The sequence below is a fragment of the Mycobacterium interjectum genome, from assembly GCF_900078675.2.
In the GTDB taxonomy this organism is placed as follows: Bacteria; Actinomycetota; Actinomycetes; order Mycobacteriales; family Mycobacteriaceae; genus Mycobacterium; species Mycobacterium interjectum.
In genome coordinates, this window is record NZ_LT546237.1 from 2,265,009 (window position 1) to 2,283,403 (window position 18,395).

Annotated in this window: 14 protein-coding genes and 2 pseudogenes; 9 read left to right on the plus strand and 7 right to left on the minus strand. The window is 68.0% G+C overall.

Features of this window, described 5'->3' with window-relative positions:
• Positions 1–1,534: (2,3-dihydroxybenzoyl)adenylate synthase (locus BN4348_RS45295; RefSeq protein WP_066914076.1), on the plus strand; the 1,534-nt coding region annotated here is incomplete at its 5' end.
• 7 nt (positions 1,535–1,541) lie between these two features.
• Here BN4348_RS45295 and BN4348_RS45300 read toward each other — a convergent pair.
• The 6 genes and pseudogenes from BN4348_RS45300 to BN4348_RS45320 form a co-directional block, all read right to left on the minus strand.
• Positions 1,542–2,390, minus strand: a complete 849-nt coding sequence (locus tag BN4348_RS45300; RefSeq protein ID WP_407937906.1) for an MFS transporter — start codon at positions 2,388–2,390, stop codon at positions 1,542–1,544.
• Positions 2,342–3,511, minus strand: a complete 1,170-nt coding sequence (locus BN4348_RS45305) for an MFS transporter (RefSeq protein WP_084454249.1) — start codon at positions 3,509–3,511, stop codon at positions 2,342–2,344. The genes BN4348_RS45300 and BN4348_RS45305 overlap by 49 nt, the downstream gene beginning before the upstream one ends.
• A 110-nt stretch (positions 3,512–3,621) precedes the next feature.
• Positions 3,622–5,070 (minus strand): FAD-binding oxidoreductase, encoded by a 1,449-nt coding sequence (locus BN4348_RS45310; RefSeq protein WP_066914078.1) that lies wholly within the window; start codon positions 5,068–5,070, stop codon positions 3,622–3,624.
• 110 nt (positions 5,071–5,180) lie between these two features.
• Positions 5,181–5,288, minus strand: a pseudogene (locus BN4348_RS62860) (hypothetical protein); the annotation flags it as partial.
• Positions 5,289–5,403: 115 nt separating this feature from the next.
• The gene (locus tag BN4348_RS45315) at positions 5,404–6,420 is read right to left on the minus strand and encodes an acyl-ACP desaturase (protein ID WP_066914081.1); all 1,017 of its coding nucleotides are present in this window, start codon (positions 6,418–6,420) and stop codon (positions 5,404–5,406) included.
• A gap of 180 nt (positions 6,421–6,600) precedes the next feature.
• A complete protein-coding gene (locus BN4348_RS45320) occupies positions 6,601–7,953 on the minus strand; it encodes a salicylate synthase (RefSeq protein ID WP_066914082.1) in 1,353 nt (450 codons plus the stop codon).
• A 356-nt stretch (positions 7,954–8,309) separates the two neighbouring features.
• Here BN4348_RS45320 and BN4348_RS45325 point away from each other — a divergent pair, with 356 nt between their 5' ends.
• Complete coding sequence (locus BN4348_RS45325) at positions 8,310–9,548, plus strand: sodium-dependent bicarbonate transport family permease (protein WP_066914083.1); 1,239 nt, start codon at positions 8,310–8,312, stop codon at positions 9,546–9,548.
• 176 nt (positions 9,549–9,724) lie between these two features.
• Complete coding sequence (locus BN4348_RS45330; RefSeq protein WP_066914084.1) at positions 9,725–10,951, plus strand: sodium-dependent bicarbonate transport family permease; 1,227 nt, start codon at positions 9,725–9,727, stop codon at positions 10,949–10,951.
• 3 nt (positions 10,952–10,954) lie between these two features.
• Here the strand turns inward: BN4348_RS45330 and hemW are convergent, their stop codons facing one another.
• Entirely contained in the window at positions 10,955–12,127 is a 1,173-nt protein-coding gene (gene hemW, locus BN4348_RS45335) for a radical SAM family heme chaperone HemW (protein ID WP_066914125.1), read from the minus strand.
• A gap of 222 nt (positions 12,128–12,349) precedes the next feature.
• Between hemW and BN4348_RS62865 the strand changes: the two genes are divergently transcribed.
• The 6 genes and pseudogenes from BN4348_RS62865 (at position 12,350) to BN4348_RS45360 (ending at position 18,394) form a co-directional block, all read left to right on the plus strand.
• Complete coding sequence (locus BN4348_RS62865; protein WP_372514108.1) at positions 12,350–12,448, plus strand: Ms4527A family Cys-rich leader peptide; 99 nt, start codon at positions 12,350–12,352, stop codon at positions 12,446–12,448.
• A 115-nt stretch (positions 12,449–12,563) separates the two neighbouring features.
• Positions 12,564–14,231 carry a nitrite/sulfite reductase gene (locus BN4348_RS45340; RefSeq protein WP_066914085.1) on the plus strand — a complete coding sequence of 556 codons (1,668 nt, stop codon included), beginning with the start codon at positions 12,564–12,566 and terminating at the stop codon, positions 14,229–14,231.
• A complete protein-coding gene (locus BN4348_RS45345) occupies positions 14,228–14,971 on the plus strand; it encodes a phosphoadenylyl-sulfate reductase (protein ID WP_066914088.1) in 744 nt (247 codons plus the stop codon). Before BN4348_RS45340 ends, BN4348_RS45345 begins: the two co-directional genes overlap by 4 nt.
• Positions 14,968–15,430 (plus strand): annotated as a pseudogene (locus BN4348_RS45350) (CbiX/SirB N-terminal domain-containing protein). Before BN4348_RS45345 ends, BN4348_RS45350 begins: the two are co-directional and overlap by 4 nt.
• A 146-nt stretch (positions 15,431–15,576) precedes the next feature.
• Positions 15,577–16,263: a hypothetical protein gene (locus tag BN4348_RS45355; RefSeq protein ID WP_235852757.1), complete on the plus strand. Its 687-nt coding sequence runs from the start codon at positions 15,577–15,579 to the stop codon at positions 16,261–16,263.
• A 196-nt stretch (positions 16,264–16,459) separates the two neighbouring features.
• A complete protein-coding gene (locus BN4348_RS45360; protein WP_211145732.1) occupies positions 16,460–18,394 on the plus strand; it encodes a gamma-glutamyltransferase family protein in 1,935 nt (644 codons plus the stop codon).
• The last annotated feature ends 1 nt before the right edge of the window (position 18,395 follow it).

An 18,395-nucleotide genomic window follows, 5' to 3' on the forward strand; every position in this document is an offset into this window, starting at 1 on the left:
GGACACGCTGCTGACCGACGCGGCACTGGACTGGCCCGGCCGGATGGCGGTCGTCGACGCGCCGTCGGACGGCGGGTTGAGCTACGCCGAACTCGACGAGCGGGCCGACCGCGTCGCGGCCGGGCTGGGGCGGCTGGGCATCGCGCCGGGCGACCGGGTGCTGTTGCAGCTGCCGAACGGCAGCCCGTTCGCGGTGGCGCTGTTCGGGTTGCTGCGGGCGGGGGCCATCCCGGTGATGTGCCTGCCCGGCCACCGGGCCGCCGAATTGGCCCACTTTGCCGCGGTCAGCGACGCGACGGGTCTGCTAATCCCCGACACCGCAAGCGGTTTCGACTACCGGGCGATGGCACGCGGCCTGGTCGACGATCACCCCGCGCTGCGGCACGTCATCGTCGACGGCGATGCCGGGGAATTCACCCCGTGGACGCAACTGTGCGAGGGCGACGCCGAAAGGCCGCCCGTGCCGCCGGCCGATCCCGAAACCCCTGCGCTGCTCCTGGTTTCGGGGGGGACCACCGGCACCCCCAAGCTGATTCCCCGGACCCATGAGGACTACCTCTTCAACGCGACCGCCAGCGCCGAGGTCTGCGGTCTGGGCGCCGACGACGTCTACCTGGCGGTGCTGCCCGCGGGCCACAACTTCCCCCTCGCGTGCCCCGGTCTGCTCGGGGCCATGGCCGTGGGAGCGACGACGGTGTTCGGCGCCGACCCCAGCCCGGAGGCCGCGTTCGCCGCGATCGCCCGCCACGGCGTCACGGTCACCGCCCTGGTGCCGGCCCTGGCCAAGCTGTGGGCGCAGGCCTGCGACTGGGAGCCTGTGACGCCAAAGTCGTTGCGGCTGCTGCAGGTTGGCGGGGCGCGACTGGAGTCGGCGGACGCCCGCCTGGTGCGCGCCGCGCTGAGCCCGGGCCTGCAGCAGGTGTTCGGGATGGCGGAGGGCCTACTGAACTACACCCGCCCGGACGATCCGCCGGACGTCGTCGAGAACACCCAGGGGCGGCCGCTGTGCGCCGACGACGAACTGCGCATCGTCGACGCGGCGGGCGCGCCGGTGGCGCCCGGCGACGAGGGCGAGCTGTTGGTGCGCGGACCGTACACGTTCAACGGCTACTTCCGCGCCGAGCGCGACAACGAGCGCTGTTTCGACCCGGACGGCTTCTACCGCAGCGGCGACCTGGTCCGCCGCAGGGACGACGGCTACCTGGTGGTCACCGGCCGGGTCAAGGACGTCATCTGCCGCGGCGGTGAAACCGTCGCGGCGGCGGAGCTCGAGGAGCACATGCTCAGCCATTCCGCAATCGCTTCGGCGGCCGCGGTCGGGCTGCCCGATCCCTATCTGGGCGAAAAGATCTGTGCGGCAGTAGTTTACGCCGCAGAGCCGATCACCCTCGCCGAGCTGAACGCGCACCTCGACGGGCGCGGCGTGGCCGCCCACGCCCGGCCCGACATGCTGGTCGCGCTGCCGGCGCTACCCACCACGCCGATCGGCAAGGTCGACAAGAAGGCGCTCGTCCGCCGGCTCGGGGGTCCATAGCACGAATTCAGTGCTGCACCCGCACGGCGAGGTAGTAGTCGTGCCGCCGGGCGTTGTCGACGGTGTAGCCCACCGCCTTCGACGCGGCCTCGTGGTCGGAAGCCAGCCACCGCTCGGTGTGCTGGCGTTCGAACTCGGCCCACGACGCCACGGTGAACCTCTCCAGCATAATTTGCGGACTCTTGGTGCTGCGGTAGAGCCGCCAGCTGTGGCCGCCGGTACGCAGGCGCGATCGCCTGACCGCGCTCATCGCCTCGACGAAGCCTTTGAGGTTCTCGGCCGACACTCGATATTGCACGGTCACCAGCACCGGCCCATCGTTCGGAAGCGGCTCGAACACCAGCATCGGTGAGGTCCAACACGTGGAAATGTCGCGGCTCAGCAGCCCGGTGGACGCCCGCAGTGGCAGCACGGCGACGCTGAGGGCGGCCACGCCCAACAGCGCCGCCGAGCACGTGAGCGAGAGCTCCAGGCCCGCCTGCGTGGCAAGCACGCCCCAGCAGTACGAGCCGATCGCCATTGACCCGGTGAAGACCAGCAGGTACACGGACAGGCCGCGGGCCCGAACCCATTGCGGCAAGTGCAGCTGCGCCGCCGCGTTCAACGTCGACAAGGTGATCAGCCAGGACATCCCCGCCAACACCAGAACGGGCATCGCCGCCGCAAACGGCAGCCAGGCCACCGCCGCCGGCGCAAGCCCGTAGCCCGCGGCGCAGGCCGCCAGTAGCACGTTGGCCGACACCTTCCGGCGCAGCGGTGTGGCGACCGCGACCGCGATCGTCGCGCCAAGGCCGATGGCCGCCAGTGTCAGGCCGTAGCCGCTGGCGCCCAGGTGCCATCGGTGGTCGGCGGCCACGGGCAGCAGCGCCAACAGGGCCGAGGCGGGGAACAGGAAAAGGCTGGCGCGCAGAAGGATTCTGCGGAAAATCGGGCTGTGGGCGACGTATTGCAAGCCNCCGCGCAAAACGAGCAAGCTGAGCTCCGACACACCCCCCACGCACCCCCCAACACGCACATCCCCCCCGAAAAGGGCAGCCGGGCCACCGCCGCCGGCGCAAGCCCGTAGCCCGCGGCGCAGGCCGCCAGTAGCACGTTGGCCGACACCTTCCGGCGCAGCGGTGTGGCGACCGCGACCGCGATCGTCGCGCCAAGGCCGATGGCCGCCAGTGTCAGGCCGTAGCCGCTGGCGCCCAGGTGCCATCGGTGGTCGGCGGCCACGGGCAGCAGCGCCAACAGGGCCGAGGCGGGGAACAGGAAAAGGCTGGCGCGCAGAAGGATTCTGCGGAAAATCGGGCTGTGGGCGACGTATTGCAAGCCGGTGCCGATCGCCTGGCTGATGCGTTCTCGCTCGATCGGCGCGACTTGCTTGGGTCGTTTCCAGCCACGCAGGACAACGATGATCCCGGCGAACGAGACCGCGTTGATCGCGAAGACGGCGGCGGGCCCGGCCAGCGCCACAGCGACGCCACCGATCGCGGGTCCCACCGCCTGGCCCACGTTCGCCGAGACGCTGGACAAGGTGGCGGCGGCCGGGATCTGCTCGCGCGGGACGAGCTCGGGCTGAATTGCCTGCCAGGCCGGTGCGGTCAGCGCCGAGGCGCAGCCGATGGCCACCGTGAACAGCAACAGCGAGGTCGGGGTGAGGTGACCGGCGTAGGTCAGCGCCGCCAGGGCCAGCGCCACCACCACCGCGTACGACTGCAGGAAGATCAACAGCCGCCGCCGGTCGAACAGGTCGGCCAGCACCCCGGCGAACAGGCCCAGCAGCAGCGTCGGCCCCAGGCTGGCGGTCTGGACCAGCGACACGATGGTGGCGCTGCCGTGCTCCTCGATCAAGAACCATTGGGCCGCCACGCTTTGCATCCACGTCCCGATGTTGGAGATGAACTGCGCGATGAACAGGCTGCGGTACAGGCGGTTGCGCAACGGCGTGGGCGCCGGCTGCCCACCGTCGGCGCGCTCGGCGACCTGGGTCACGGTCGAACCGATTGACGACGGCCCGTCGCTTCACGGGCAACGCCTTGCGCCTCGTGCACGGCTGAAAAGTCTAGGACACGCGTCCTGCGCGTGCAGCACCCGACAGGCGGCTAGAAAGTCAGCCCGGAGAACATCACCCGGCCGGGGTCGTACTTCTGCCGCACGGCGCTCAGCCGGGACAGGTTGGGGCCGAAGTAGCGCGATGGCGGCTGGCCGGCCTCGATGTAGTTCACGTAGCCGCCGACCGAATACGGTTGCACCGCTTGGTGTGCGGTGTTGAGCCAGTTGGTGGCCGCGGACGGGTCAGAAGTTTCGACGTACCACTGCACCAGCGACGACTGCCGGCGCCACGGAAAGGCCGTGGCCCCCGGCGCCACGGTCGCGAGGGCACCGTCGAGCGCGTGCATGATCGCCAGCATGCGCCCCGCGCTCCGGGGGAAGGCGTTGACCGCGGAGGCGATCCCCTGGGCCGCGGCCGGGGTGAGCGTCGTGAACACGTCGGAGCCGCCGACGTACCCGAGCGGCGCCGGGTTGAGGTTGCCGACGGCCAGATACCGCACCAGATCCAGGTAATTGAACGTGTGGTTGTCGGTCCCGGTCGGCTGCAGTCCGACGGCCGAGGTGATCGCATTCGCCACGCTCCCGCCGGAGCCCGCCGGGCAGGTCGCCATGATGCGGCAGTGCGTGCCCATCGCGTCGACGGTGGCGTCGGCCAGTGCCCAGCTGTTTCGGTCGGCGGTGCGCAGCCAACCCTGCCAACCGAGCAGGACCTGCGCGAACGACTGCGGCGGGAAATTGAGGTTGACCACGTCGACGTCACTGGTCGGAAACGTGGCGAAGGTCAGCGAAGTCGTCACGCCGAAGTTCCCGCCACCTCCGCCGCGCAGCGCCCAGAACAGGTCGGGGTTGCTGGCGGCGGATGCCGTGACCGCCTGGCCACCGGGCAGCACCACCGACGCCGACGTCAATTGGTCGCACAGCATGCCCGCGTGCCGGGATTGGGCGCCCAGCCCGCCGCCGAGGGCGTGGCCCGCGGCGCCGACCGAGGGGCACGTGCCCGTGGGGATGCCCCGGTTGGCTGCGGCGAGGGCCTGGTGCATCGCGTACAGACTCGTCGCCGGCGTCACCGTGACCTGGCCGGTGGCCGCGTCGTAATTGATTTCCCCCGGCAGCTGACGCAGGTCGAAAACCATGGCCCCATTGGCCGTGGACGCGCCGATGTAGGAGTGCCCACCGCTGCGCGGTGCGACCTTGAGGTTGTTGGCGGCGGCAAACGCCATCGCCTTTTGCACATCCGCCGCCGATGTCGGGGTGACGATCGCCGCCGGCGTGAAGCCGTTGTAGTTGGTGTTGAAAACCTGCTTGGCCGAGGCGAATTGGGGGCTGCCCGGCAACAGCACCTTGCCGCCGAGGGCTGTGGAAAGGCCGTCCCAGCCGGACGCGGCCGGAGCGGCGGTGGCCCGGCCCGAGACGAGCCGGCCCGATCCAAAAACGGCGCCGGCGGTCAACGCGCCGGCGGCGCCCCGCAACAACGTCTGGCGGGAGATCTCACGCGCCAACGTCGGGCTCCCACGATTGCGTCATGCCCGCATTCTCGGCGACCAGACCCGCGGCGCGGCATGACGTGTCGGGGCNCCTCTAAGACACAGCTAGAGGTGAATAAGAGCAAGGCGGTGGCCCGGCCCGAGACGAGCCGGCCCGATCCAAAAACGGCGCCGGCGGTCAACGCGCCGGCGGCGCCCCGCAACAACGTCTGGCGGGAGATCTCACGCGCCAACGTCGGGCTCCCACGATTGCGTCATGCCCGCATTCTCGGCGACCAGACCCGCGGCGCGGCATGACGTGTCGGGGCGACGACCGAAACGTACCCGAACCGTTACCCGGCCGAGCGCCTACCGTCCGCTGAGCGTCAGTGTCCCTTCGGTTTTGAGCACCCTGCTGGCGGTGATCCGCTCGGCCCTGCGGGCCTCCCGCTCGAGGTAGCGCTGCTTGGATTCGTCGAATTTGTCGCTGGCCACTTCGAGTTCCTTGATCAGCACGGCAAGGTCGTCGCGCATCCGGGCGGCTTCGCCGGTGAAGTCCTCGCGTTCGAAGATGCGCCACTTCTTGAGCACCGGCATGACGACCTCGTCGAGATGGATGCGCGGGTCGTAGACACCACCGACCGCGATGATCACGGCCTTGCGCCGAAACTCCGGCACGGTGAATCCGGGCATCTTGAAATTGCGCAAGATTCGGTGCACCGACCTCATCGCCTGATTGGGCGCGATGTCCAGGCCCGCGGCGCTGACGTCGCGGTAAAAGATCATGTGCAGGTTCTCGTCGTGCGACACCCGCGCCATCAGCTGTTCGGCGATGGTGTCGTGGGCGGCCTTACCGGTGTTGCGGTGCGCGACGCGGGTGGCCAATTCCTGAAACGACACGTACATGACCGAGTCGAACAAACTCTCGGCGAACATGTCCCCCTGCTGGTTCTGGCCCGGGCTGAACCCTCGGGTCATTTGCTCCATGCGCAGCTTTTCCAGCTCGACCGGGTCGACCGCGCGGGTGACCACCAGGTAGTCGCGCAGCGCCGTGCTGTGCCGGTTCTCCTCGGCCGTCCACCGATTCACCCACTGGCCCCACGGGCCGTCCATGGTGAAGTTCATCGCGATCTCGCGGTGATACGACGGCAAATTGTCCTCGGTCAGCAGGTTTTGCACCATCGCGACTTGTGCGACGTCGGAAAGCCGGCTCTGCCCGGGCTCCCAGTCCTGGCCGTCGAGGGCGTAGAAGTTCTTGCCGTCCGACCACGGGACGTAGTCGTGCGGGTTCCACTCCTTGAACAGCGAGAGGTGGCGGTTGAGCAGCTGCTCGACCACGGGCTCAAGCTCCTGGAGTAGCTGCAGGTTGGTCAAGCTGTCGGACACGGGACCCTCCCAGTTATGTGTGTCTATCAGTACCTGTGTCATGCAGTTACATCAAGATGACACGCCGGGGATCCCGCCGACTAGGGCCAAAAGTCCCTACGGGCGCCGCCCCCCAACGCGCGCTCATTTGCGAAATTTCGAGCGACCGCGTGCACGTTCCGCGACTGAGCGACCCGGTCGCTAGTGCCGGGCAATCAGATACGGCGCGAGCGTCGACAGCTTTTCGCAGGTCTCCTCGAATTCGCGCTCGGGCTCGGACTCTTCGATGATCCCGGCGCCGGCCCGCAGCCACGTCTTGCCGTCGCATTCGTAGGCCGCCCGCAGCGTCAGCGCCGCGTCGAGGCCGCCGTCCGCCGAAACCATCACGACGGCGCCGGAGTACAGCCCGCGCGGGCCCTCATCGAGGCGCAGGATCGCCTCGACGGCGGCCGCCTTCGGGATGCCCGAGGCCGTGACCGCCGGAAAAAGCGCTTCCAGCGCGTCCATCCGGTCGCTCGACGGGTCCAGCCGCGCGCTGACCGTGGAACCCAGGTGCTGCACGCTCCCCCGCTCCCGCACGGTCATGAAGTCGCTGACCACCGCGGTTCCCGCCTCGGCGATCTCGGTCATCTCCTGCAACGAGCTGCGCACCGAAATAGCGTGCTCGACAATCTCTTTGGAGTTCGATTCCAAGTCTTCGCGAGCCTGGCGATCACGCGCCGCACCGCGCCCGAGCGCGCGCGTGCCGGCCAGTGGCTCGGTCACCACAGCGCCGTCGCGGTGTACGGCCGCCACGAGTTCGGGGCTGTAGCCGACGGCGCGAATCCCGCCGAGCCGCAACAAGAACGACCGCACCGGGGTGTTGTGCCGCCGGCCCAGCCGGTAGGTGGACGGGAAGTCCAGCGCGAAAGGGACTTCGACGCAACGGGACAGGATCACCTTGTGGTAGCTGCCCCCCGCGATCTCGCGGACAGCCGCCGCCACCCGGTCGCGGTAGCCGGACGGATCGGCGCTCACGTCGACCGCACAAGCACGGGGCAGGCCGCACACGCCGTCGCCCAACAAGCGGTGCACCGCCTCGATGTGGCCGGCTTCGGCGCCGTAGAGGCGAACCACGTCCCGGGTCACCACGATGCGGGTGCGCGGCCAAAAAACCCGCGCCAAGGGTGTGCGCGGCGCCAGCCGCTGCTGCAGCCCGTAGCGGTGGACGCCGAATTCGAAGGTGACCCAGCCGAAAAGCTGGTCGGTTTCGAGCAGCAGCCGGTCGATGGCTTCGCCCAGGACCGGGCTGGGCCGCCCGGACCATTGTTGCCGCCGGGTGGCGCCGTCGCGGGTCACCCGCAGCTCGTCGCTGTCCAGCTCGACCGTCGCCCGCACACCGCTGGCCAGTACCCATTGCCCGTCATGTTCGTAGAGCAGGTACTCCTCGCCGCGCCGCTCCGGCAGCGCGCCGGCCAGCTCGGCGGCCAAGTCGGCCGGGTGGACGTCGGGAGGCAACGGAATCGGCGGTGACGCGGAGTCTGCGGAACTCGTCTCGACGCTGACCTCGGTCACGGTTAGTAAATGTAGCCTAACCTATCTAACTCCGCGCAACCCCTCCCCGCGTTGCCCCCCGGGAGGGGCGTGGCCGCGCCCACGCCGATCCCACAGCGAATCACCAGAATAGTCACAGTGGATTCACGCCAACCCGGCCGCACACCGTCCGACCAGCGGCGCTGTGACCATAGGCTTTGGGAAAATCCGCTCTTTCGATACGGCTGTGTAAAAGATGGGCTTTCCGCGTTGTGTCCGAGTGGCGGACGCTTATCGGCGGGGTTAAATTTTGCACCGGTTTCGGGATGGCGTGGTTGCCCCGGTTGTGCACGGTGCTTCCCCCAACCGATCAATGCTTCAAAAAGAGAGGCACCCCAATGCTGCAAGAGTTCTGGCACAACTTCACCCACAACCTGTTCAAGCCGCTCCTGCTGTTTTTCTACTTCGGCTTCCTGATCCCGATCCTGAAGGTTCGCTTCGAGTTCCCGTATGTCATCTATCAGGGCTTGACGATGTACCTGCTGCTGGCCATCGGCTGGCACGGCGGCGAAGAACTCGCCAACGTCAAAGCCTCCAGCATCGGGGTCATCGTCGGATTCATGGCGGTGGGCTTCTTCCTGAACTTCCTGATCGGGGCGATCGCCTACGTGCTGATGGGCTGGCTGACCTCCCTGCGAAAGGTCGACCGGGCGACCGTCGCCGGCTATTACGGCTCCGACTCGGCGGGGACCTTCGCCACCTGCCTGGCGGTCCTGGCCGCCGTCGGCATCTCGTTCAACCCCTACATGCCCGTGATGCTGGCCGTCATGGAGGTTCCCGGCTGCCTGGTGGCGCTGTACTTCGTGGCTCTGCTGCGGCACCGGAACATGGACGCCGCCGGGAACATGCCCGACGAGCCCGGATACACCCCTCCGGTCAAGGTCGGCGTCGGGCCCGGCACGGCGGCACAGCCCCCGCACGGCAAGAGCCTCGCGGCCGAGCACGATCGGGGAGTCGAGTCAGAGCTCGAGCTCTCGATGGAAAAGCTGGACCATCCGGACTGGGAGCCCGACCAGAGCCCGCCGCCCGCGAAAGGCAAACGGGGGGTGCCCCTCTTCTCTCGTGAACTCCTGCAGGAAGTGTTCCTGAACCCCGGGCTCGTCCTTCTTTTCGGCGGCATCGCCATCGGGCTGATCAGCGGCCTGCAGGGACAGAAGGTCGTCGCCGACGACGACAGATTCTTCGTGCTGGCGTTCCAGGGCGTGCTGTGCCTGTTCCTGCTCGAGATGGGCATGACGGCGTCTCGCAAGCTGCGGGACCTGCGGTCGGCGGGCCCCGGTTTCATCTTGTTCGGCTTGCTCGCGCCGAACATCTTTGCGCCGCTGGGCATCATCGTCGCCCACCTTTACGCGGCCGCGACGCATGCCGATTTCAAGCCGGGAACCTACGTGCTGTTTGCGGTGCTCTGCGGCGCGGCGTCCTACATCGCCGTCCCGGCGGTCCAGCGGCTGGCCATCCCCGAGGCGAGCCCGACCCTGCCCCTGGCCGCATCGCTGGGTTTGACATTCTCCTACAACGTGACGATCGGAATCCCGCTCTACATCGAGATCAACCGCCTGGTCACCCACTGGTTCTAGCTACGCCGGCTTCGGTCACCGGCATCGCCGAAATCGAGCGTTGTTAATTGTTCGTAAAGACGGCCTCACCAAGTTGACGCGCGTCGCGTGAGTCCTCAAGGTTCTATTGATGTTCTCGCCCGCCGCGCGTCAGTTGCCGCTGCCCGCTTCGCCGGCCTAGCTCGCCGGGAGGCACTATGCTGCACGAGTTCTGGGAGAACTTCACCCACAATCTCTTCAAGCCGCTGTTGCTGTTCTTCTATTTCGGCTTTCTGATCCCGATCCTCAAGGTGCGGTTCGAGTTTCCGTATGCGATCTATCAGGGCCTCACCATGTACCTTTTGGTGGCCATCGGCTGGCAGGGCGGCGAAGAGCTCGCCAAGGTCAAGCCGGCCGACATCGACAACATCGCCGGCTTCGTCGCCGCGGGCTTCGCGTTGAACTTCGCGGTCGGTGCCCTGACCTATCTCCTGTTGAGGTATCTGAGCCGGTTGCGGCGCGTCGACCGGGCCACGGTGGCCGGTTACTACGCGTCGGATTCGGCGGGCACCTTCGCCACCTGCGTGGCCTTCCTGACCAGCGTCGGCATCGCCTTCGATGCCTACATGCCGGTGATGCTGGCCTTCATGGAGATCCCCGGCTGCCTGGTGGCGCTGTACCTGGTGGCCCGGATGCGGCACCGGGGGATGGACGAGGCGGGGTTCATGCCGGACGAGCCCGGCTACCGGGCTCCCGCGAGGGTCGGGCCCGGCGCGGCCACCCGGCGTGCCGGGCCGGAGAGCCTCGACGAGAAAGCCGAGCGTGGGATCGAACAGGAGCTGGAGTTCTCCCTGCAGAGGCGGGAGCACCCCGAGTGGTACGAGCCGGCGCCCAAGCGCGGCAAGGCACCCCTTTTCTCCCGCGAGATATTGCAGGAGGTCTTCCTCAATCCCGGCATCATCCTCCTCGTCGGCGGCATAGCCATCGGCTTCATCAGTGCGCTGCAGGGGCAGAAGGTCGTTCACGACCAGAACGAACTCTTCGTTGCGGCGTTTCAGGGCGTGCTGTGCCTGTTCCTGCTGGAGATGGGCATGACCGCGTCGCGCAAGCTGCGAGATCTCAAGTCGGCCGGCAGCGGTTTCATCGTGTTCGGCTTGCTGGCACCCAATATCTTTGGCGCGCTTGGCATCCTGGTCGGCTACAGCTACGCCTACCTCACCGACACCCACTTCCAGCCGGGCACCTACGTGCTGTTCGCCGTGTTGTGCGCCTCGGCGTCATACATCACGCTGCCGGCGGTACAGCGCCTGGGGATCCCCGAGGCCAGCCCCACGCTGCCCCTGGCCGCCTCGCTGGGCCTGACGTTTTCCTATACCGTCACCGTCGGGATTTCGCTGTTCATCGAGATCAACCGCGTTGTCGCGCATTGGTTTCCGGGGACCTGAGCGCTACCCCAACAGCGTGCGCACCACGCCGTCGGCCAGCAGCCGGCCGCGCGGGGTGAGCACCAGCCGCTCGCCCTCAGACACCAGCAACCCGTCGGCCACCGCGGTTTGCGCACGTTGACGTTCGGCGTCTCCCAGCCGGTCCAACGGAAGCCCTTGTCGTAAACGGGTTTTCAACAGCACCTCCTCGGTGTGCAGTGCGTCGCTGTCGAGCTGCTCGAAACCCGAAACCGGCAGGGTTCCACCGGCCAGCAGCTCGGCATAGGCGTTGGGGTGCTTGACGTTCCACCAGCGCGTCGCACCGACGTATCCGTGCGCCCCCGGCCCCGCACCCCACCACTGCCCGCCGTTCCAGTAGCCGACGTTGTGCCGGCACTCGCCGCCCGGCCGGCTCCAGTTGGACACCTCGTACCAGCTCATGCCGGCATCAGACAGCCGCGCGTCGACCAATTCGTAGCGGTGCGCCAGCACATCGTCGTCGGGGGCGGCCAGCTCGCCGCGCCGAACCCGCCGGGCCAGCGCGGTGCCCTCCTCCACGACCAGGGCATACGCCGATACGTGGTCGACGCCGGTGTCGACCGCGGTGTCGACGGAACGCAGCAGGTCGTCGTCGGACTCCCCCGGCGTTCCGTAGATCAGGTCGAGGCTGACGTGTTCGAAGCCCTCGGCCAGCGCCTCGCGGGCCGCGGCCGCCGACCGGTTCGGCGTGTGTATCCGGTCGAGGACCCCCAACACCCGCGGGGACACCGACTGCATGCCCAGCGACACCCGGGTGTAGCCGGCGGTGCGGGTCGCCGAGAAGAAGTCCGGCCAGGCCGATTCCGGGTTGGCCTCGGTGGTGATCTCGGCGTCGGGCGCCAGGACGAAGTGATCGCGCACCATGCCCAGCAGCCGGGCCAGGCGTTCGCCACCCAGCAGCGACGGCGTCCCGCCGCCGACAAACACCGTGCTCACGCTCGGTCCGCCCAGCCGCGCGGCCGCCAGCTCCAGCTCCGTCCCCAGCGCCTGCAGCCAGGCGTCGGGGTTGACGCCGCCGAGTTCGGCGGGGGTGTAGGTGTTGAAGTCGCAATATCCGCAACGTATGAAGCAGAACGGGACGTGGACGTACAACCCGAACGGCCGGCCCGGACTCGGCTGTAGGGCGGGCAGGTCGCCCGGGGCCTCGCGAAGTGGCATGCCAAATCCTCCCACGGCGGCCGGGTCGAGCCGTGCCACGTTCCCGCCGACGAGGGCATCGACGCAGGTCATGCCCTTTAAGTGGGCCTCTGGATCGGGCCGAACGGTTTCTCAGGCGATTGTTGGCTCTGTTTGCCCATCCGCCCAGGGTCGCTGCTTAGTTTGGGTCAGCGTGAGGAAAAATATGACCTGATCGCAACACCCCGCGCCGTCCATGGCAGAATGGCTGCCGTGACCGCCAACCGCAGCTTGCGCATCGCCCTCGTGGCGCGGCGGCACATTGATCTCAAGCGCGTCTGCAGCTGTTGCTGTCTGCCTTGATCTCGTAGACCCGCCCCGCCTGTACCTCCAGCTGGCTGCCGGATCTGCGCCGCCGGAATAAATCGGTGAATTGCGCTGTCTGACGCCCTTGAGATCCGTGAAGGAGAACCCCCGAATGACGACAGCCCCTCCCGCGAAGTCCCGCAACGAGGGCCAGTGGGCGCTGGGAAATCGCGAGGCGCTCAACCCCAACGAAGAGATGAAGCAGGCCGGCGCCCCGCTCGAGGTCCGGGATCGCATCGAAAACATCTACGCGCAAGGCGGATTCGACAGCATCGACAAGAGCGACCTGCGTGGCCGCTTCCGTTGGTGGGGCCTGTACACCCAGCGCGAACAGGGTTACGACGGGTCGTACACCGGCGACGAGAACGCCGAGTTGCTCGAGGCCAAGTACTTCATGATGCGGGTGCGCTGCGACGGCGGCGCGCTGTCGACCGCCGCGCTGCGCACGGTGGGCCAGATCTCGACCGAGTTCGGCCGGGACACCGCCGACATCTCCGACCGGCAGAACGTGCAGATGCACTGGATCGAGGTGGGCAACGTCCCCGAGATCTGGCGGCGGCTCGACGAGGTCGGGCTGCAGACCGCCGAGGCGTGCGGCGACTGCCCGCGCGTGATCCTGGGCTCGCCCCTGGCCGGCGAATCCCTCGACGAGGTGATCGACCCCACCTGGGCGATCGACGAGATCGTGCGTCGCTACATCGGCAAGCCGGACTTCGCCGACCTGCCCCGCAAGTACAAGACCGCCATCTCCGGCCTGCAGGACGTCGCGCACGAGATCAACGACATCGCCTTCATCGGCGTCAACCATCCCGAGCACGGTCCCGGCCTGGACCTTTGGGTGGGCGGCGGGCTGTCCACCAACCCGATGCTCGCCCAGCGCGTCGGCGCCTGGGTGCCCCTCGACGAGGTGCCCGAGGTATGGGCGGCGGTGACCTCGATCTTCCGCGACTACGGCTACCGGCGCCTGCGGTCCAAGGCGCGGCTGAAGTTCCTGATCAAGGACTGGGGCATCGAGAAGTTCCGCGAGGTTCTCGAAACCGAGTACCTCAAGCGCCCGCTGCTCGACGGCCCGGCCCCCGAGCCGGTCAAGCATCCGATCGATCACGTCGGGGTGCAGCGACTGAAGAACGGGCTCAACGCCGTCGGGGTCGCGCCGATCGCAGGGCGCGTGTCCGGCACCATCCTGTCGACCGTGGCCGACCTGGCCGAGCGGGCCGGTTCAAACCGAATCCGGTTCACGCCATACCAGAAGCTGATCATCCTCGACGTGCCCGACGCCTTGCTCGACGACCTGATCGCCGACGTGGAGGCGCTGGGTCTTCAGGCGCGCCCGTCGCGGTGGCGGCGAAACCTCATGGCCTGCTCGGGGATCGAGTTCTGTAAGTTGTCTTTCGCCGAAACACGGGGCAGGGCACAGGAGTTGGTGCCCGAGCTGGAGCGCCGGCTCGAGGACCTCAACTCCCAGCTGGACGTGCCGATCACGGTCAACATCAACGGCTGCCCGAACTCGTGCGCGCGAATTCAAGTCGCCGACATCGGGTTCAAGGGCCAGATGGTCGACGACGGCCACGGCGGCTCGGTCGAGGGCTTCCAGGTGCACCTGGGCGGCAGCCTCGGTCTGGACAGCGGTTTCGGCCGAAAACTGCGTCAGCACAAGGTCACCAGCGACGAGCTGGGCGACTACATCGATCGGGTAGCACGCAACTTCATCAAGCACCGGAACAACGGCGAACGATTCGCGCAGTGGGTCGTTCGCGCCGAGGAAGGCGACTTGCGATGAGCCTGGAAACGACCAGCCCCACCGAGGCCGACCTGCGGAAGCTGGCCGCCCGTGGCGCGGCCGAGCTGGAGGGCGCCAGCGCCACCGACCTGCTGCGCTGGACCGACGAGAACTTCGGCGGTGTGACCGGGCCGCGCGCGTGGGCGACGTGCAACTACGTGGTGGCATCCAGCATGCAGGAGGCGGTGCTGATCGACCTGGCCGCCAAGGTGCGGCCCGGCGTGCCGGTGCTGTTTTTGGACACCGGCTACCACTTCGTGGAGACCATCGGCACCCGCGACGCGATCGAGTCCGTCTACGACATCCGGGTGGTCAACGTCACGCCCGAGCACACGGTGGCCGAGCAGGACAGGCTGCTCGGCAAGGACCTCTTCGCGCGTGACCCGGGCGAATGCTGCCGGCTGCGCAAGGTCGCCCCGCTGGGCAAGGCGCTGCGTGGCTACTCCGCGTGGGTGACCGGGCTGCGCCGTAGCGACTCACCGACTCGCGCCAACGCCCCGCTGGTCAGCTTCGACGAGGGCTACAAGCTGGTGAAAATCAACCCGCTGGCGACGTGGACCGACGAGGACATGCAGAACTACATCGACGAACACGACGTCCTGGTGAATCCCCTTGTCTACGACGGTTATCCGTCGATCGGTTGCGCCCCCTGCACGGCCAAGCCCGCCGACGGCGCCGACCCGCGCAGCGGGCGCTGGCAGGGGCACGCCAAGACCGAATGCGGGTTGCACGCGTCGTGACCACCCTCGTGCTGACCGCGCACGGAAGCAAGGATCCACGCTCGGCGGCCAACGCCCGCGCCGTCGCCGGCGAGCTCGCGCGCATGCGGCCGGGTCTGGACGTGCGGCCGGCCTTCTGCGAGCTGAACATCCCCAGCCTGGCCGACGTGCTGGGCGGGTGTCGCGACGCCGTCGTCACACCGTNGACGGCGGCGGTGTCTTATACACAAGTAGATGAGGAGAAGAGACAGGTCGCTGGCCGAGGCTGCCGGCCGGTTGCGCCGGCAGGGCGCGCGGCGGGTGGTCATCGCTCCGTGGTTCTTGGCGCCCGGCCTGCTGCCGGACCGGGTGCGTGATTTCGCGGACGGCGCCGGCATCGAGCTGGCGGAACCGCTGGGTGCGCACCGGTTGGTGGCCGAGACGGTGCTGGATCGCTTCGACGAAGCCCTGAAATCTCGAATCCGGGGCATCGCGGCCTGAGCCGACGAGCGTCAGTACGAGGCCTCGCTGGTCACGTTCTGTCGAGCATGTCGGCTCCCGCGTCGCGATTGACCGCGCGGATAATGCGGCAGACGGACCGATCGTGAGGACCTTTCGATCGGCAAGACGAGTCGTCAGGAGGACGCGTGGACGACGACAACATGCCGAGTGTGGCTGAAAAACCTAGCGGGTCGGCGTGCGTGGCGCGATGGGCTGGCACGTCCGGATTCGTCCTCCCCACGATCGCGCTTGCGATTTATCCGATCTGGTCATTCCCGGGGACCCAGACGTCGGGTACCGAAGTGGCGCTGTGGGCCGCGACCCACCACGATCGGTTGGTCGTGACGATGCTGCTCAATACCGTCGGCGTCACGCTCTGGCTTGTATTCGGCGCCGCGGTATGGACTTTCCTACGTGATCGACTTCCCGCCAGATCGACTCGCCCGACGTGTTTCGCCGCTGGCTTCATCGGATGCGTGGTCCTTTTGCTTGGCGGGTTCACCGCGTTCGACCTGCTCCTCTACCGACACCATAAGGCTGAGAACTCAACGCTGCTGTACGACCTGACCTTCGGATTGCTGGCAATGTCGGGAATGCCCACCGTCGTGGCGCTGGGGTCGTTCGCGGTTGCGATGTACGTCCATCGGGTGCTGCCAAGGTTTACCGCGCACCTCGCGATCGCCGGCGCAGCAGTACACCCCCTGCTCCTCGCAGCGTTCATCGTCCATGATGGGCCGCTTTCGCTCGAGGGTTTCTCGATTACGGGAATGCCGGCTTTCTTGTTCGCCTGGATTCTCGGAACCGCACTCGCGATGCCACACGAGGCCCAGTAATCAGGAAGCCGTTTTATCGACAGCGAAGCTGCGAATGGATTCCGCCGCTGCATCTCGGCCAACCGACAGGACAGCCGCGAGTCAACACATATGCAGCACCCCGAAAAAATCCTGAATGGCGCCGAAGACGACCCGTAGGTCGCGGCAGTCCGCATCGCCGCCTAATTGACCCGATCCGTCCAGTAAACTTCGTGGCTTGAGCGGGCCGTCCATTCGAAGGCTGCTGGCCACTTTGGTGCTGTGGCTGGCGGCGTGTGGCGGCAACCACGCAACCGGGCCGCATGCGGGGGCTCCGTGCGCGATCGTGCCCAACGGCACGCCGGTTCCCGGGACCCCTTCGGCCTCAACGCCTTCGGCGCGGAACATCGCGACCAGCCCCGAGGCCGCGACCGGGTACCGCAGCGACATGACGATGGTGCGCACCGCCCACTACGCGGTGGCCACCGCCAATCCCCTGTCGACCCAGGCGGCCTGCCGGGTGCTGCGCGACGGCGGCACGGCCGCCGACGCGATGGTGGTGGCCCAGGCGGTGCTGGGTCTGGTCGAACCGCAGTCGTCGGGACTGGGCGGCGGCGGATTCGCGGTCTACTATGACGCGCGCGCCGGTTCGGTGCAGGCCTACGACGGCCGCGAGGTCGCCCCCGCGGGCGCGGGCGAGAACTACCTGCGCTGGATCGGCGACAACGATCACGCCACCCCCCGGCCCGACGCGCGCGCCTCGGGCCGATCGATCGGGGTTCCCGGCATTCCCCGGATGCTCGAACTGGTGCACCATGAGCACGGCCGCACGCCATGGCGCGATCTCTTCGGCCCGGCAATGACGTTGGCCGACAACGGCTTCGACATCAGCCCCAGGCTGGCCGCCGCCATCACCGACTCGGCGGCACAACTGCGGGTCGATCCGCAGGCGCGCGCATACTTGCTGAACCCGGACGGCAGCCCGAAGGCCGCGGGAACCCGGCTGACCAACCCCGCCTACTCAAAGACCTTGTCCGCCATCGCCTCCTCGGGCGTTAACGCCTTCTACACCGGCGACATCGCCCACGACATCGTCGCCGAAGCCGGCGATACCACCGGAGGGCGCACGCCGAGCCTGATGACCACCGAGGACCTGACGGGCTACGTCGCCAAGAAACGCGACCCGCTGTGCACCACGTATCGCGGGCGGCAGATCTGCGGCATGCCCACCCCGTCGTCGGGCGGCGTCGCGGTGGCGGCCACGCTGGGCATCCTCGAGCATTTCCCGCTGGGTAACTACCCGCCCACCAACGTCGACCGCAACGGCGGTCGCCCGAGCGTGCTGGGCGCTCACCTGGTCTCCGAGGCGGAGCGGCTGGCCTACGCCGACCGTGACAAGTACGTCGCCGACGCCGACTTCGTCGGGCTGCCCGGCGGTTCGCTCGCCACGCTGATCGACCCGGGCTATCTGGCCGGGCGTGCGGCGCTGATCTCGCCCCAGCACAGCATGGGGACCGCCAAGCCCGGTGACTTCGGCATGCCCGGCGGGGTCGCGCCACCCGGGCGCGAACACGGCACCAGCCACGTCAGCATCATCGATTCCTACGGCAACGCGGCCGCCTTCACGACGACCGTCGAGTCGCCGTTCGGCTCGTTCCACCTGGTCGACGGGTTCGTCCTCAACAATCAGCTCACCGATTTCGCCGCCAACCCCCGCGCGGCCGACGGATCGCCGGTGGCCAACCGCGTCCAGCCCGGGAAGCGGCCGCGCAGCTCGATGGCCCCGACGCTGGTGTTCGATGCCGCGCCGGCGGGGCGGGGCGCGTTGCACGCGGTGACCGGCTCACCCGGGGGTTCCACGATCATTCAGTACGTCGTGAAAACCCTTGTGGCGATGCTGGATTGGGGGCTGAACCCGCAGCAGGCGGTGTCCCTGGTGGATTTCGGTGCGGACAACTCGCCGCAAACCAACGTCGGCGGCGAGGATCCGGAGATAAACCGCTCCGACAACGGCGATCACGACCCGCTGGTGGCTGGCCTGCGCGCGCTGGGGCATCAGGTGAATATGACCGACCAGTCCAGCGGGCTTTCCGCGATCACCCGCAGCTCGTCTCAATGGACCGGAGGGGCCGATCCCCGCCGCGAGGGCGCGGTCATGGGCGACGACGCCTAAC

What these genes read in the sequence shown, in the direction of transcription:
- BN4348_RS45325 (WP_066914083.1), top strand. Translation starts at nt 8,310, where the DNA reads ATGCTGCAAGAGTTCTGGCACAACTTCACCCACAACCTGTTCAAGCCG.
- BN4348_RS62865 (WP_372514108.1), top strand. Translation starts at nt 12,350, where the DNA reads ATGGCTGCCGTGACCGCCAACCGCAGCTTGCGCATCGCCCTCGTGGCG.
- hemW (WP_066914125.1), bottom strand. Translation starts at nt 12,127, where the DNA reads ATGCCACTTCGCGAGGCCCCGGGCGACCTGCCCGCCCTACAGCCGAGT.
- BN4348_RS45330 (WP_066914084.1), top strand. Translation starts at nt 9,725, where the DNA reads ATGCTGCACGAGTTCTGGGAGAACTTCACCCACAATCTCTTCAAGCCG.
- BN4348_RS45340 (WP_066914085.1), top strand. Translation starts at nt 12,564, where the DNA reads ATGACGACAGCCCCTCCCGCGAAGTCCCGCAACGAGGGCCAGTGGGCG.
- BN4348_RS45345 (WP_066914088.1), top strand. Translation starts at nt 14,228, where the DNA reads ATGAGCCTGGAAACGACCAGCCCCACCGAGGCCGACCTGCGGAAGCTG.